This is a genomic window from Natronorubrum texcoconense (assembly GCF_900100335.1).
Taxonomy (GTDB): domain Archaea; phylum Halobacteriota; class Halobacteria; order Halobacteriales; family Natrialbaceae; genus Natronorubrum; species Natronorubrum texcoconense.
Window position 1 is genome coordinate 651473 of the sequence record NZ_FNFE01000001.1, and the last position, 13015, is coordinate 664487.

Sequence of the window (13015 nt, forward strand, 5' to 3'; positions counted from 1 at the left end):
GAGCGACACTGTCGACGCCCGACGAAAGCGGGCTGGGTGGCGCATCCAGCAGCGCGAACAGGACAGCGGAGGTCGCCACCCATGAGCCAGCCAGACGACCGCCCGTGGAAGAAGGTCTCCCGGTTCCCCACGTTCGTCGACCACTTAGAGGACGAGGGCGCGTTTTCCGTCAGAGAAATCGTCGCGAACCTCGACGTCGACATCCCCGTCGACGGCATCGTCTACCACGACCGGGGCATCCGCGCGCCGGGCTACGACGCGACGTTCATCCACGAGCCGTCCCGAAGTCGACCCGCGTTCAGCGTCGAAGTCGACACGGTCGGCCCGCGAAACACCTGGGCGGTGTTCGACGCCCAACTCGGCTGGGATCTCTACCTCCTACAGGCCGACGGCGTGGCGGCGCTCGCCTGGGTGAGCGACGAGGAGTACAAGACCGAGGAGGCGACGATGTTCGAAACGAAACACGACGCGCTCGCCGCGGGTCGATTCTCATTCGGCGTCTTTCTCTACTCGGGCAGCGACTGGGAGGAGCGCGTCGACCGAATCGAGCGAACCGACGCGCCGGCGTATCTCAAGCGCGACGACGGCACGCCGGTGATCCCGCAGAGCCCCTCGGAGTTCTACGAGTACATCGGCTCGAGCGCGACCGAGTTGCGCCAGAGTGGCGGCAACGCACCGCCGTATCTCGGAATCCTCGAGGTCGAGGTTACGATCGACTGACTGATCGGGTCCGAATTTTCGCCTCTCGAGTGCTCTGGAAGCGCAGGTAGCGACGGCGGGCGCGGTGACTACCGGTGTTGCTCGAGAAACGCCTCGAGTTCCGACTCGACGTCCGCGGGCGTCTCGTACTCGAGGACGCTGACCGCGTCGCTGCCGCGAATCATCGCGGAGAGGTCGTGGTCCGCCGCGGGACGGTACAGACAGAGCACGGGCGTCTCCCCCTCGACCGCCCTCGCGATCTCGTAGCCGACGCCGAGGCTGGGCGTCGACACCTCCGCGACGAGACAGTCGGCCCGGCGGAGCCAGGCGACGTCCTGATCGTGAATGTCGGCGTCGGAGAGCCCCTCTTCTTCCTCTTTCGCTTCGATGTCTTCCACCCCGACGTGTTCGGTGAGGACCGTGCCGTGTCGCTCGATGATCTCGACCAGCTCCGCGTACAGGTCGACGTCGGACCGACCGCCGCGGATGGAGCCGCTGAAGAAGACGTCCATACTGTGCCCCTGTCGTCCACTGGACTATCAGTATTGTCACACGGATCCGGTGCTCGAGTTCGTTCTCGGCGGCGGTCGAGAACGCATCTCGCTTCTCATACGGAGTACTGTAACGATTTACCGGCGCAACCGCGATCCGGGCGGCGGTTGCGCCGGAAATGACTTACAGTAAACCGTATCAGTCGTCGAAGCCGTTGCCCGCGTCCTCGTACGCTGCGTCGAAGAACGCGACCTCGAGGTCGACCGTTCGCCGGAACAGCGATTCGACTCGAGCCTGCCGCCGCGGCGATAGCTCGGGACCGACGGCGTCGAGTTGGCCGCGGAGCCAGTCGACGAACTCGCGAAAGTCCGCGGTCGCGTGGAGATCGATCCATTCGGCGTAGTAAAACGGGAGATCGGCGCCCGCGCTCGGCGGGCCGTCGGCGTCGGGGTCCGCGTGCGTCTCGACGGCAGCGACGGCCCACTGCTCGTAGATCCACTCGGCGGGAACCAGCACGGCGAGCGTCTCCGCGTAGCCGCCCTCGCGGGACGCCCGGCCGAGCAGATCGATAAACGCCGCGGTGGGTTCGGCCAGCTGCGGATCGGTTCGGCGCGAGTCGGGCACCTCGAGCGCGTCGAACGAGCGCACGAAGTAGTCGTCCTCGTCGTCGGTGATCGTCTCGAGGAACTCGACGAGCGGTCGTTTCGCAGCCATATCGGGGGCCTGCCCGACCGCACGGCCGAAGACGCTGACGAGGTCGTTGACGAAGGCGTAGTCCTGAACGAGGTAGTCGGCGAAGGCGTCGGTGGATAGCGTCCCGGCACCGAGTTCGTCCGTGAACGGGTGTTCGACCGCATCGGTCCAGGCAGGTTCCGACTGCTCGCGGAGCCAGTCGGTGAATCGGGCCTCGTCGGTTTCGTCGGCGCTGACTGCGTACTCCGCGTACGTCTCGAACGGTTCAGTCACAGCTCCCACCCCTCGAGCGTGTACGCCATCTCCCAGAATCGATACTCGAGTTTGGCGCTCGTCAGAAACGCCTCTCGCATGGCGTCGTGTTCGCCGGGGTACGTTTCCGCACAGTGATCGACGAACTCCCGACACCACGCCGTCGCCTCGCGGAACTCCTCACTCGTGTACATCTCGATGAACGGCGTGTACCGGTGTTCTTCGTCGGCAAGTTCCGCCATGTGCTCGGCGACGTCGAGGTAGCCCTGCATGCAGGGGTACAGCGCCGCCGCGATTTCGGCGATCGACCCTTCGTAAGCGGTTCGCACGAGAAAGTTCGTGTAGGCGACGCAGGTCGGCGCCTTCTCAACGGACTCGAGTTCCGCTTGGCTGATTCCGTAGTCAGCCGCGAACTCCCGGTGGAGATCCATCTCGTGGTCGAGTACCTCGTGGGCGACGCCCAGCAGGTGGGTCATCGTCTCCTCGTCGCGAGCTTTCGAGCCCGCGATCGAGAACAGCCGCGCGTAATCGAGCAGGTAGCGATAATCCTGTTTCACCCAGTGGCGGAACGCCGCCTCGTCTACCGTCCCCGCCGCGAGTTCGCGGACGAACGGGTGGTCTTTCTGTGCCGTCCAGATGTGCTCGCCATCCGAGAGCAGTTGGTCGCTGAAAGCCATCTCGGTTCGAGACTGAGGACCGCCACCGTATTATAACGCACTAGTACAACTCGCTGTTATTCGCACGGACTCGGCGTCCGTCGGTCGCGGCCAGGGGACGGTCGAGACCAGTCGCTCGTGCGAAACGTGCCTGTCGTTGCTGCAACCTGTCCGGCGAACACGAAAGAGCACGCCGTGATAGTTCGTTCGGTGGGGACGAACGCGTTGGGGAGCTACATCGGCGTGCTGAGAGGCAACTCGGTGTGCCGTTGTCGGTCTGGGGGAACGGACAACGGTGCCGACGAACGTCGGCGTTCGATAAACGCTACCTGAGCCATTATAAATTTTCCCTATTTCGGATAATATTTAACCAACTCCGAACAGGAGTCACGCTGTTGTCGTTCCGTCGGAGCTCCGGTGAGCGACACCCTACCCTGGAAATAGCGCCACTGAGAGCACCAGCGCGGATCTTCGACGGCGCACCAGCGAACGGTCCGAACCCGTCCCCTCGAGCGGCGACGCTGCAGACTAAACTGAACACGATTCCGAAACGCGTTTTCGAACCGCAAGAATCGGTCAGAGCCGTTTGCTGACGTACGGGCCGTCCTGGTGGTAGCCGAGTTTCTCCCGGTAGTACTCTCGAGCGCCGATACCCGAAATCACGCTGACCTTGTCGTAGCCGGCGTCTGCGGCGAGCGCTTCGGCTCGCTCCATCAGCCGACGGCCGTAGCCTTTGTGCTGGTGCTGGTCCGTCTCCCCCTCCTCGCCCATGGCGACCTCGGTGCCGTAGACGTGGAGTTCGCGGACGAGCGCGGCGTTCTCGAGCTCCGGGCGCACCGGGTCGTTCGGGAACCGCAGCCGACAGAAGCCGATCAGCAGGTCCTGCTCGAAGTCCTCGAACGAGATGAAGTGCTCCGTGCCGCCGCAGGCGTCGTAGGTCAGCACGTCGAGTTCGATCTGGTCGGGTTCCTCGTCGTTCATCCCGGCCTCGCGACAGCGGATGCAGTCGCACGACCAGCCGTGCTCGTCCATGCGTTGTCGGGCGAGCTGTCGAAGGTTGGACTTCCAGACGCCGGCGTCGATGTAGTCCGCCGGGATGTCCCGCTGGACGCGCTGGAGGCGCGTATACCGCGGGATCATGTCCTTGATCTCGGCGACGAGGTCGGCGGCTTCCTCGTTGTCGAGCGGGTCGTACTCCCCTTTGTGCCACCAGTCGTAGGTCGCCGTCCCGCGGACGATGAGCGTCGGATAGATCTTCAGGAAGTCCGGCTTCCACTGTTCCTGCTCGAAGATTCGCCGGAAGTCCTCGAGACACATCTCCTTCGACATGCCGGGCTGGCCGGGCATCATGTGGAAGCCGACCTTGAACGCCGAATCCCGGAGGCGCTGGTTGGCCTCGATCGACGCCTGCGCGCCGTGGCCGCGGTGCATCTCCCGGTTGATGCGCTCGTAGGTCGTCTGGACGCCGACCTCGACTTTCGTCCCGCCGAGGTCGAGCATGCGGTCGATCTGCTCCGGGTCGCACCAGTCGGGTTTGGTCTCGAACGTCGTCCCGATATTGCGGATATCGTTCGTCTCGTTCTCGGCGATGACGTCCTCGAGATACTGCCACTCGTACTCCTCGGGGTCCTGTGCGAAGCTGACGCCTTCGGCGGGTTCGGGCTGCTTGTCGACGTCGAAATCGTTCATCGCCTCGAGTGCGCGTTTGACGAACCACTCCTGGTAGTCGTGGCTGCGGGCGGTCATCGTCCCGCCCATCAGGATCAACTCGACTTTGTCGACGGGGTGGCCGATCTCGCGCAGTTGCTCGAGTCGCAGCGTGACCTGCCCGTAGGGATCGTAGTCGTTCTGCACGCCGCGTGCGGCGGCGGGTTCGTCGCCCGTGTAGCTTTGGGAACTCGAGAACTCCGAGTCCGGGCCGCCGGGACAGTAGAGACACTTCCCGTGGGGACAGCGCTCGGGCGAGGTCATGATCGCGACCGGCGAGACGCCGGAGGCCGTCCGAACCGGCTTGCGCTGGAGGACCGCCTCGAGCTCCTCGCGGCGCTCCTGGGGCGCGTAGTCGAGAATCTCGGAGTTCTTGGGTACCTTCGGTGCCGAGAACTCAGAGCAGGTCTCGAGTTTGGCTTTTTCGACCTCGTCGCGTTCGATCTCGCCCGCGAGAATCCGCTCGACGAGCGTCGCACAGACCTGCTCGAAGGCGTCGGTCTCGGTCGGATCGGAGTCGGGCGTCTCGGTACTCACTACACTGATTTGGACGGTCGCGGCGAATAAGCGTGTCGGAGTCGGGACCCCCATGCGACGGTCTCGACGGTTCGAACGGGACTGTACACCCGACGTGTGATCGGTGGCATCCGTCGCAGCCCGACCGACAATGCGTACGGTTTTTTCGCTCTCGTTCCCTACGTCCGTCCGATGCACGAGGTCGAGGTTTCGTCCGTCGTTCTCCCCGCCGCGCCGGAGTTATTGGAACAGCTGTCACCGCGGGCGATTCTCGAGTCCGCCGAAATCTACGAGATTCTCGAGGCGAGCGCCGACGGGACGGAGTTTTCGGTCTCGGTGGAAGAAGACGAGATGACCGTCGCGTTCACCGAACTCGAGGACGGCTACGAGTACACGTTCGTCGACGGCGGGGGAACGTTCGAAGAGCGTTACTCGAGACTCACCGTCGAGGGCGGGTCGGAGACGCGCGTCACGGCCGTGACGCGCTACTCCTTTCAGTCCCGGTGGTCGTTCGTCCTGAACCGCCTCGGCGCCGGCACGGTCACGACGGAACTCGAGACGACCATCTACAATCTCGTCCAGCGGACGTACGCCGACGAGTCGGACGCGGAACCGCACGACGCGTAGCTGGGAGTGATCAAAAACGCTCGGAACCGACCGAACCCGCCCTCAAACCGTCGTGAACTCGGACACCGCCGATTCGTCGAACGCGTAGATCTGCAACGGCTCGTCGCCCGGCGGTCCCATTCCCGGCGAGTGCTGGGGCATTCCGGGAGCCGTGAGCCCGTCGACGTCGGGTTCGTTCTCGAACAGTTCCTCGACCGCCTCGAGCGGCACGTGCCCCTCCACGAGGTAGTCGCCGAACTCGAGGGTGTGACAGCTCTCCGCGTCGGCCGGTACGCCGAGATCGCGTTTCACCGCGTCGAGATCGTCCGTCGCCTCGACCCGAACGTCGATACCGTTCGTCTCGAGGTAGTCGACGTACTCCGAGCAGCAGCCACACGAGGGGTCGTGGTGCTGGGTAACCGTATCGACGGGAAGCGAACCGGACCACGCCCAGTCGTTGGCGTCGCTTGAACCGCCGAGATCGAAGCAGCCGGCGACTCCGGCGAGCGCGAGCGTCGCTCCCGATGCACATAGCGTTCGTCGCGTGATGGTCATGGTCGGCCGTAGCGAGTCGACCGTAATAGGACGTCCGGTTGGCTCAGGTCTCGTACTCGGGTGTCCGGTCGCGGTCTCGGTCCCGCGCGCTCGCTTCCCGACCGCGTCGTCGCTGATCGGCGGCCTCGATCGTCTCCGTCTCGAGGAGTCGGTCGAGTTTCTGCTCGAACTGGTCGTCGGTGAGTTCGCCCGCCGCGTAGCGTTCGCGGAGGGTCTCGAGGGCGTCGCCGGGCGTGGACTCGGCACGATTCGGCTTCGCGTCGGCGGCCGTCGACTCGTCGCTCGAAGCCTCCTCGCTCGTCCCCCACCAGTCGTCCCAGGAGTCGTCGCCCCACCAGTCGTCCCACCACTCCGCGCGGTCCGCTTCGTCGCCGTACAGGAGGGCGACGAGGGGAACGACGACGATGTAGCCGACGAGCAAGACCGCCAGCCACCACGACTGTCCGGTGAACATCGCCGCGAGCCAGAGACCGGTGACGATCATCGCCGTGATCTCGGTGATGTTCTCACGGACGCGGGTCGCAGGATCGTCGCTCATGCGTATTGATACACCTGCTGAACCGAAAGCTGTTTCCACTGAACGGCGTCGCCACTATGCGAGTAGAGCGGTGTGGAGGAGCGGGACTGACGCGTGTCCGGCGTGGTCGGTTACGCGAGGGTCTCGCCGAGTGCCTCGAGTGCGGCGTCGCGAACGGCGTCGCGTTCGCCCGGCAGGAACTCGACGTGGCCGTCCTGCCCGCCGACGACGCTGACGCCGGCGTTCGGTGCCGCTGCGGCGATTGCGTCACCGAGGTCGCGGACGTTCAGCGCCGCGTTCGCTCGAACGTGCAGTTCGTCGTCGCCGACGCCGAGGGTGACGAACGGTTCGTCGTGTTCCTCGCGCTGGCGTCGGTGGAGCGCGTCGAGCAACAGCGTCGTCGTCGGGAAGTTGTAGCGGTGGGTGAACGCGTCGGTGTCGAGGACGGCGACGGTGACGCCGTCGACGGTCTCGGTGGTCAGGTTCTCCCGGGCCGTCTCGAGTTCGGTCTCGAGTTTCGCGCGGAACTGTTCGGAGACGTGGGCCGCGAGGTCGCCGTCTCGCGGCGTCGAATCGCCGTCGGCGAACAGCAGGTCGATCACGAGTTCGCGCTTGTCCTTGTACGACTGGTAGTAGGCCTCGAGCGCGACGGCTTCGCGGCGCTCGGAGATGCCGGTCTCGTCGTAGCCGGCCTCGGTCGCGAGGTCGACGTACGCCTCGGGGGCGTTCTCCCAGTAGCTGACGGCGGGGAGGTGGACGAGGTCGTCACGGACGTCGTCGTTGACGTGGGCGGCGACGTTCGCCGCGAGTGCGGTCGACGTGAGGTCGGCGACGTCGACGCCGGCGAGCGAGGGCGCGACGGCGATCGAGACCGCGTCGGTGATCTCGTCGTCGGCGCGACTGTCGTCGATGACGATCGTCTCAGCGTCGTACAGCGAGAGCAGATCGTAGCCGTCGACGGACTCCTCGGTCGAGCCGGCGTCGACGAGGAGTACGAGCGGCAGTTGCTCGCCGTGGCGGTCGCGAGCCTCGAGCATCGAGGTAACGTCGTTGGTGGCGGCGTCCATGTCGTAGACGCGGCCGTCGAGCGGGCGGCGCTCGAAGTAGTGGTACTCCGCGTCCTCGCGGGTGTGTTTCTCGCGGATCAGCGGAAGCACGGCGCGCTCGATGGCGGCGCCGGCGACGTAGCCGTCGGCGGTCGCGCCGTGGCGCACGACGATCGGTCGGGCCTCCATGACGGCGCGGCGGATCGCGGTCGCGGCGTCGACGAGATCGTCCTCGACGGCCGAGACGGCGTCGTGGTCGGCCAGCAGGGAGACGTCGGCCGGGCGGGCCTCGGACTCGATCGCGTCCTCGAGGCGCTCGCGGATGGTCTCGCCGTCCTCGCCGTCGAGGATCTCGAGCGTCTCGGTTTCGACCTGAAGGTCGCCGTGGTGGCGCTCGACCTCGCCCTCTAAGGCGACGACGTCGTCGATCTCGACGGCGGGGTAGGCGCGGACGCCGGCCTCCTCGAACGCCGCACACTCGACCGTCGCGGTCTCGTCGCGCAGTTCGAAGACGGTCGGACCGCTGGTCTGGCGGACGCCGGTGATCTCGCCCTCGAGTCGGACGACGGTGCCGACCTGGTCGTCGATGGCGTCGATCGTCGTTCGGTTGAGCGCCGGTTCGGCTTCGGGTTCGGCGTCGGCGGCGTCGTCCGTTGCCGGCGTCGACGCGGCGGCGCTCTCGGTCGCGACGGAGCCGCTGGCGCTGCCGGCGGCGACGGTTTCGGACGCGTTCGGCGCGCCGGATCCGTCGGACGGTCCGGAGTCGTCGACGGCCGTCTGCAGGTCGCCGGCTTCGACGTCGGCGTCGTCGGCCGACCCGCCGGCTGCGGCGGTGTCCTCGCCGGACGTGTCCGCGGAGCCGGCGTCGTCGGTCGAATCGCCGTCGCCGGTCGACTCGCTCCGGTCGTCCTCGAGGTCCTCGGGGAGCACCTCGTCGTCGCCGGTGTCGATCAGCTTGCCGCGGAACTCGCGTTCGCGCTGACGGATCGACCAGCCGAGGTCGACGTTCCCGTTGTCTCGGACGCTGAGGACCTGGACGTAGACGTCGTCGCCGGGTTCCCAGTCGAGACTCTCGAGTCGTTGATCTAGTTCGCTTCTATGCAACAGGCCGGTGACGTGGTCTCCGATGTCGACGAAGACACCGAAGTCGGCGTAGCCGTCGACGGTGCCCCGGTAGTAGCGTCCGGGGGAGAGTGCTGAGGCCGAACTGCCTCGAAATTCGAAGACAGCATCCTCCTCGTGACTCTTGCAGATCTCGCCGTCAACGGGTGTGCCACAGATGATACAGTTACCCATCTACTCGAACCAAGCAGTTTCGCCCTAAAACGGTTGTCGAAATGCGCTCGGCGCGAGAATCACTACGCGCGGCCCGTTCGTTACTCGAAAACCGGTGAATCGTCCTCGAGCGCCTCGATATCGCTCGCGATCTTCCGAACGTCTTCGGGAAAGAGTGACACTTGCACTTCGTTTCCGTCCGCATCCTCGAAAACGAGTTTGACGCGCTTGTCGCCGAACTCTCGAGCCTCGGCCTCGTCGACCTCGAACAGTTTAACCGTCGCCGACTTGTTCGTCGGGCCGACGTTCTTGATCGACCCCTCGTTCAACTCAACCATGAACTCGTCGAGATTCAGCGTGAGCATACGCGGTCGTACGGACCGGGGGTAGAAAACGACACGGCATCGTCGCCGTCGGTTACGAATCGGGTCATCGAATCGAGAGAGCGAACCGGCGGGCCGTCGGAACGAACGCTCGGCCAGTTTTAAGGTGAATTCGACCGAACCGACGACGTGCTATGCAGGTCACCTGGCACGGCCACTCGACGTGGCACGTCACCGTAGGGGAGACGGAGCTATTGATCGACCCGTTCTTCGACAATCCGAAGACGGATCTCGAGCCGTCGGATATCGACGCGCCCGACTACGTGTTGCTCACGCACGGCCACGCCGACCACATCGCCCACGCCGGCGAGTTCGCCGAGGCGACGCTGGTCGCGACGCCGGAGCTCGTCTCCTACTGCGAGGAGGAGTTCGGCTTCGAAGACGCCGTCGGCGGCATGGGCATGAACCTCGGCGGCACCGTCGAGTGTGGGGACGCGTACGTCACCATGGTCCGTGCCGACCACACGAACGGCATCATGACCGAAAACGGAAAAAGCGGCGGGATGCCCGCGGGCTTCGTCATCTCGGATACGAAGCCGACGCAAGTGAACGACGAGGAGTCGACGACCATCTACAACGCCGGCGACACCTCGCTGATGTCCGAGATGCGCGACGTCATCGGCGCCTATCTCGAGCCCGACGCGGCCATCGTTCCGATCGGCGATCACTTCACGATGGGGCCACAGCAGGCCGCCATCGCCGTCGACTGGCTCGACGTCGACTACGCGTTCCCGCAGCACTACGACACCTTCCCGCCGATTGAACAGGATCCCGAGACGTTCGAGAGCGAGGTTGCGGCGACGGGCAGCGACGCCGAGGTCGTCGTGCTCGAGGCCGACGAACCGTTCGAGATCGACTCCTAGGCGGTCGAGAGGGGCGGCTCGCTTTTTTAGTCCGAAACGGGAAGTTCTCCGTCCGACTAGCGCGCGAGAATGAGAGAACGCGAGAGAATTACTGCGGTATCGGCGGTAGTTGTACCTGGTTGCACCAGAACTGCTCGACCGATTTCGCGAGCGGACCGAATTCGTCGGAGTCGTCCGGCTTCGTCAGGTAGGCGTTCGCCCGAGCATCGTAACAGCGTTCGATGTCTTCGGTGGCGTCGGAGTTCGTGAGCATAATCACGGGAAGCGGTCTGAGCCGGGGGTCGGCTCTGATCGCCTCGAGAACCGAACACCCGTCGCGTCCCGGTAGATTCAGATCGACGAGGGCGAAATCGGGAAGCGTCGCTCCCTCGGAATCGACTCGTCGAGCGAGGAGGTCGATAGCGTCGTCACCATCTCTTACGGGGTGGAGAACGATATCAGCGTCTCCCGCTTCGAACGCTTCCCGGACGAGACGAATATCATCGGGGTTATCTTCGACGAGAAGGATTTCGACCGGTGCATCGGGGTTATCTTCGACGAGAAGGATTTCGACCGGTGCATCGGAGTCCTTCAGGTAGCTGTAGTCAGACATGGGTAGATCACGAGTGTGGGTTCACTGATGCGTCCGTGACCGTTACACGACCATTCTTCGGCGGACTCCCTCGAAAGGGAGACGCATAGGGCTAACTCTCTCGTTACAGGTGATTGGAACTACACACTCATAAGAGGGAGTTTAACCCGGATCGTCAAACAATCCGACGGAAGTCGGTTCGCGAAGAGCCTCATTCAGCGGCGTCGCCAGAAACCACAGCCCCGCAAACGGCCCGATTCCTCTCAAACGAACGGACGGTACCGTTCCGGAGAGCAACGTTTACACCGCAGGCTGTGGACGTCTCGAGTGCTATGGCGAAACAGGTCACTACCGTCTCCGAGGAGGGGTTCAGTGCGACGAACGAGATCCGCGATTTCGAGACGACCATCGACGCGACCGGCGAGGAAGCACCCGACACGCTCGAGGCTCTGCTGGCCACCTATGCGTCCTGTTACGTCCCCGCACTGCGGGTCGGCGGCGAACAGCGCGGCGCCGGGGATCTCGGTCGGGTCGAAATCGAGACGAGCGGCGACCTCAACGACGACGACAAACTCGAGTCGGTGTCCTTCGACATCCGCGTGGAAGCCGACGTCGACGACGAAACCGGCGAGAAGGTCGTCGAGCGTGCGTTCGAACTCTGTAAGGTTCACGACGCGCTGAAGTCGGAGCTACACGCCGAGACGAGTTTCGAAGGCGGCGCGTTCTGAGCGTCGATCGGGTATCGAGATCGATCGACGCGTGACGACGGCCGGCGACGAACGTGTTTATTTTCACGACTGTTATCGGCTCTAGACGGTCCAAACCCACATATCCGCTGGCGTGTTCGGGACGTGTATGCGATGGCGACGCCGGTTGGCGATCGTGATGGTTGCTGGACTACTCGTCCTCTCCGGCTGTGTCGGCGGGTTCGGCGTGAGTGACGACCCCGAAGACGCTGCCAGTGGCGACGACGCCGTCGACGGCGAACTCGAGATTCACCACATCGACGTCGGACAGGCCGACGCAACGCTGCTCGTTACGCCGGCTGGCGAGACGATACTGATCGACACGGGTGACTGGCGACAGGACGGCCAGGGTGTGATCGACTATCTCGAGAGCGAAGATATCGATCGGGTCGACCACCTCGTCGCGACCCACGCCCACGCGGACCACATCGGCGGCCACGCGGCCGTCATCGAGCACTTCGAGGAGCACGGCGAGGGCGTCGGTGCAGCCTACGACTCGGGCGTCGCCCACACGAGCCAGACGTACGAGAGCTACCTCGACGCCGTCGAGGCGTACGAGATCCGGCTCTTCGAGGTCAGCGAAGGTTCGACGCTGCCCCTCGAAGATGGCGCCGTCGAGGCGACCGTGCGGAACCCGCCCGACGATGGTGGGGACGGACTCCATTTCAACAGCGTCGCGCTCAGCGTCGAGTTCGGCGAGTTCACGTACTTGACGACCGGTGACGCCGAGCGAAACGCCGAACAGCGGATGGTCGACGCACACGGCGACGACCTCGCGGCCGACGTCTATCAGGCCGGCCACCACGGCTCCTCGACCTCATCTACCGATCCGTTCCTCGACCGCGTCGATCCGGACATCGCAGTCGTCTCGAGCGCACTCGAGTCCCAGTACGGACACCCACACGACGAGGTGCTCGAGTCGTTCGCCGACCGCGATATCGTGACGTACTGGACGGCCGTCCACGGTGACATCGTCCTCACGACCGACGGGACCGACGCCTCGGTGACGGCCGAGCACGACGAACCGACGGATCCGGAGACGCTGCTCGAGCGAAAGCACGAACCGGAGTCCGACTCCGTATCGGCATCATTGCACCCGCCACAGCCATCGGCGGAGGCGGGAGTTGATACGCCGTCCGCACCTACTGGTAGCCTATGACCGAGACCGACACTGCGGTCGTCGACCGAATCGTCGACGGGAAGACGGCCGTGCTCCTGCTCGAGGCGGGCGACACCGTCGTCGACGAGCGGACGATGGCGGTCGAGTCGCTGCCCGAGGACGGCCAGCACGAAGGAGCCGTCTTCGACGTGGTACTCGAGGACGACGAACTCCGGGAGCTAACGTATCGGCCGTCGGTGGAACGGGAACGACGAGAGAGCGCACAGGAGCGATTCGACCGGCTCTCGGAGCGGCTTCCCGACGAATGAGGTGAGCGCC

Annotated in this window: 15 protein-coding genes; 6 read left to right on the forward strand and 9 right to left on the reverse strand. The window is 64.8% G+C overall.

The window, feature by feature from the left end; genetic code table 11:
• The first annotated feature begins 81 nt into the window (after nt 1–81).
• Nucleotides 82–720: a hypothetical protein gene (locus BLT08_RS03065; RefSeq protein ID WP_090303303.1), complete on the forward strand. Its 639-nt coding sequence runs from the start codon at nt 82–84 to the stop codon at nt 718–720.
• 68 nt (nt 721–788) lie between these two features.
• Here BLT08_RS03065 and BLT08_RS03070 read toward each other — a convergent pair whose 3' ends face one another.
• The 4 genes from BLT08_RS03070 to BLT08_RS03085 form a co-directional block, all read right to left on the reverse strand.
• Entirely contained in the window at nt 789–1211 is a 423-nt protein-coding gene (locus tag BLT08_RS03070; RefSeq protein WP_090303304.1) for a nucleoside 2-deoxyribosyltransferase, read from the reverse strand.
• A gap of 178 nt (nt 1212–1389) precedes the next feature.
• Nucleotides 1390–2157 (reverse strand): TenA family protein, encoded by a 768-nt coding sequence (locus BLT08_RS03075; protein ID WP_090303305.1) that lies wholly within the window; start codon nt 2155–2157, stop codon nt 1390–1392.
• The gene (gene tenA, locus BLT08_RS03080; protein WP_090303306.1) at nt 2154–2813 is read right to left on the reverse strand and encodes a thiaminase II; all 660 of its coding nucleotides are present in this window, start codon (nt 2811–2813) and stop codon (nt 2154–2156) included. The genes BLT08_RS03075 and tenA overlap by 4 nt, the downstream gene beginning before the upstream one ends.
• A gap of 555 nt (nt 2814–3368) precedes the next feature.
• The gene (locus BLT08_RS03085) at nt 3369–5036 is read right to left on the reverse strand and encodes a tRNA uridine(34) 5-carboxymethylaminomethyl modification radical SAM/GNAT enzyme Elp3 (RefSeq protein ID WP_090303921.1); all 1668 of its coding nucleotides are present in this window, start codon (nt 5034–5036) and stop codon (nt 3369–3371) included.
• Between the two features lie 171 nt (nt 5037–5207).
• Here BLT08_RS03085 and BLT08_RS03090 point away from each other — a divergent pair, with 171 nt between their 5' ends.
• Nucleotides 5208–5642: a hypothetical protein gene (locus BLT08_RS03090; protein ID WP_090303922.1), complete on the forward strand. Its 435-nt coding sequence runs from the start codon at nt 5208–5210 to the stop codon at nt 5640–5642.
• 42 nt (nt 5643–5684) lie between these two features.
• Here BLT08_RS03090 and BLT08_RS03095 read toward each other — a convergent pair whose 3' ends face one another.
• The 4 genes from BLT08_RS03095 to BLT08_RS03110 all read right to left on the reverse strand — a co-directional run bounded on the left by BLT08_RS03095 (nt 5685) and on the right by BLT08_RS03110 (nt 9379).
• The gene (locus tag BLT08_RS03095) at nt 5685–6176 is read right to left on the reverse strand and encodes a DUF411 domain-containing protein (protein ID WP_090303307.1); all 492 of its coding nucleotides are present in this window, start codon (nt 6174–6176) and stop codon (nt 5685–5687) included.
• Between the two features lie 43 nt (nt 6177–6219).
• A complete protein-coding gene (locus BLT08_RS03100; RefSeq protein WP_090303308.1) occupies nt 6220–6714 on the reverse strand; it encodes an SHOCT domain-containing protein in 495 nt (164 codons plus the stop codon).
• Between the two features lie 110 nt (nt 6715–6824).
• The gene (locus tag BLT08_RS03105; RefSeq protein WP_090303309.1) at nt 6825–9035 is read right to left on the reverse strand and encodes a DHH family phosphoesterase; all 2211 of its coding nucleotides are present in this window, start codon (nt 9033–9035) and stop codon (nt 6825–6827) included.
• 80 nt (nt 9036–9115) lie between these two features.
• Nucleotides 9116–9379 carry a hypothetical protein gene (locus BLT08_RS03110; protein ID WP_090303310.1) on the reverse strand — a complete coding sequence of 88 codons (264 nt, stop codon included), beginning with the start codon at nt 9377–9379 and terminating at the stop codon, nt 9116–9118.
• Between the two features lie 152 nt (nt 9380–9531).
• On the opposite strand from BLT08_RS03110, the gene BLT08_RS03115 reads away from it, so the two are divergent.
• Entirely contained in the window at nt 9532–10260 is a 729-nt protein-coding gene (locus BLT08_RS03115; RefSeq protein ID WP_090303311.1) for a metal-dependent hydrolase, read from the forward strand.
• 88 nt (nt 10261–10348) lie between these two features.
• Here BLT08_RS03115 and BLT08_RS03120 read toward each other — a convergent pair whose 3' ends face one another.
• Nucleotides 10349–10852 carry a response regulator gene (locus tag BLT08_RS03120; protein WP_090303312.1) on the reverse strand — a complete coding sequence of 168 codons (504 nt, stop codon included), beginning with the start codon at nt 10850–10852 and terminating at the stop codon, nt 10349–10351.
• A gap of 311 nt (nt 10853–11163) precedes the next feature.
• Between BLT08_RS03120 and BLT08_RS03125 the strand changes: the two genes are divergently transcribed.
• The 3 genes from BLT08_RS03125 to BLT08_RS03135 all read left to right on the forward strand — a co-directional run bounded on the left by BLT08_RS03125 (nt 11164) and on the right by BLT08_RS03135 (nt 13005).
• A complete protein-coding gene (locus tag BLT08_RS03125) occupies nt 11164–11559 on the forward strand; it encodes an OsmC family protein (protein WP_090303313.1) in 396 nt (131 codons plus the stop codon).
• Between the two features lie 127 nt (nt 11560–11686).
• Nucleotides 11687–12736 (forward strand): ComEC/Rec2 family competence protein, encoded by a 1050-nt coding sequence (locus BLT08_RS03130; protein ID WP_090303314.1) that lies wholly within the window; start codon nt 11687–11689, stop codon nt 12734–12736.
• The gene (locus BLT08_RS03135; protein ID WP_090303315.1) at nt 12733–13005 is read left to right on the forward strand and encodes a DUF3006 family protein; all 273 of its coding nucleotides are present in this window, start codon (nt 12733–12735) and stop codon (nt 13003–13005) included. Before BLT08_RS03130 ends, BLT08_RS03135 begins: the two co-directional genes overlap by 4 nt.
• Nucleotides 13006–13015: the final 10 nt, after the last annotated feature.

Excerpts from the sequence above, each read along its gene's own strand:
- BLT08_RS03115 (WP_090303311.1), top strand. The coding sequence starts at position 9,532 with ATGCAGGTCACCTGGCACGGCCACTCGACGTGGCACGTCACCGTAGGG.
- BLT08_RS03135 (WP_090303315.1), top strand. The coding sequence starts at position 12,733 with ATGACCGAGACCGACACTGCGGTCGTCGACCGAATCGTCGACGGGAAG.
- tenA (WP_090303306.1), bottom strand. The coding sequence starts at position 2,813 with ATGGCTTTCAGCGACCAACTGCTCTCGGATGGCGAGCACATCTGGACG.
- BLT08_RS03120 (WP_090303312.1), bottom strand. The coding sequence starts at position 10,852 with ATGTCTGACTACAGCTACCTGAAGGACTCCGATGCACCGGTCGAAATC.
- BLT08_RS03095 (WP_090303307.1), bottom strand. The coding sequence starts at position 6,176 with ATGACCATCACGCGACGAACGCTATGTGCATCGGGAGCGACGCTCGCG.
- BLT08_RS03070 (WP_090303304.1), bottom strand. The coding sequence starts at position 1,211 with ATGGACGTCTTCTTCAGCGGCTCCATCCGCGGCGGTCGGTCCGACGTC.
- BLT08_RS03100 (WP_090303308.1), bottom strand. The coding sequence starts at position 6,714 with ATGAGCGACGATCCTGCGACCCGCGTCCGTGAGAACATCACCGAGATC.
- BLT08_RS03105 (WP_090303309.1), bottom strand. The coding sequence starts at position 9,035 with ATGGGTAACTGTATCATCTGTGGCACACCCGTTGACGGCGAGATCTGC.
- BLT08_RS03090 (WP_090303922.1), top strand. The coding sequence starts at position 5,208 with ATGCACGAGGTCGAGGTTTCGTCCGTCGTTCTCCCCGCCGCGCCGGAG.
- BLT08_RS03065 (WP_090303303.1), top strand. The coding sequence starts at position 82 with ATGAGCCAGCCAGACGACCGCCCGTGGAAGAAGGTCTCCCGGTTCCCC.
- BLT08_RS03125 (WP_090303313.1), top strand. The coding sequence starts at position 11,164 with ATGGCGAAACAGGTCACTACCGTCTCCGAGGAGGGGTTCAGTGCGACG.
- BLT08_RS03110 (WP_090303310.1), bottom strand. The coding sequence starts at position 9,379 with ATGCTCACGCTGAATCTCGACGAGTTCATGGTTGAGTTGAACGAGGGG.
- BLT08_RS03130 (WP_090303314.1), top strand. The coding sequence starts at position 11,687 with ATGCGATGGCGACGCCGGTTGGCGATCGTGATGGTTGCTGGACTACTC.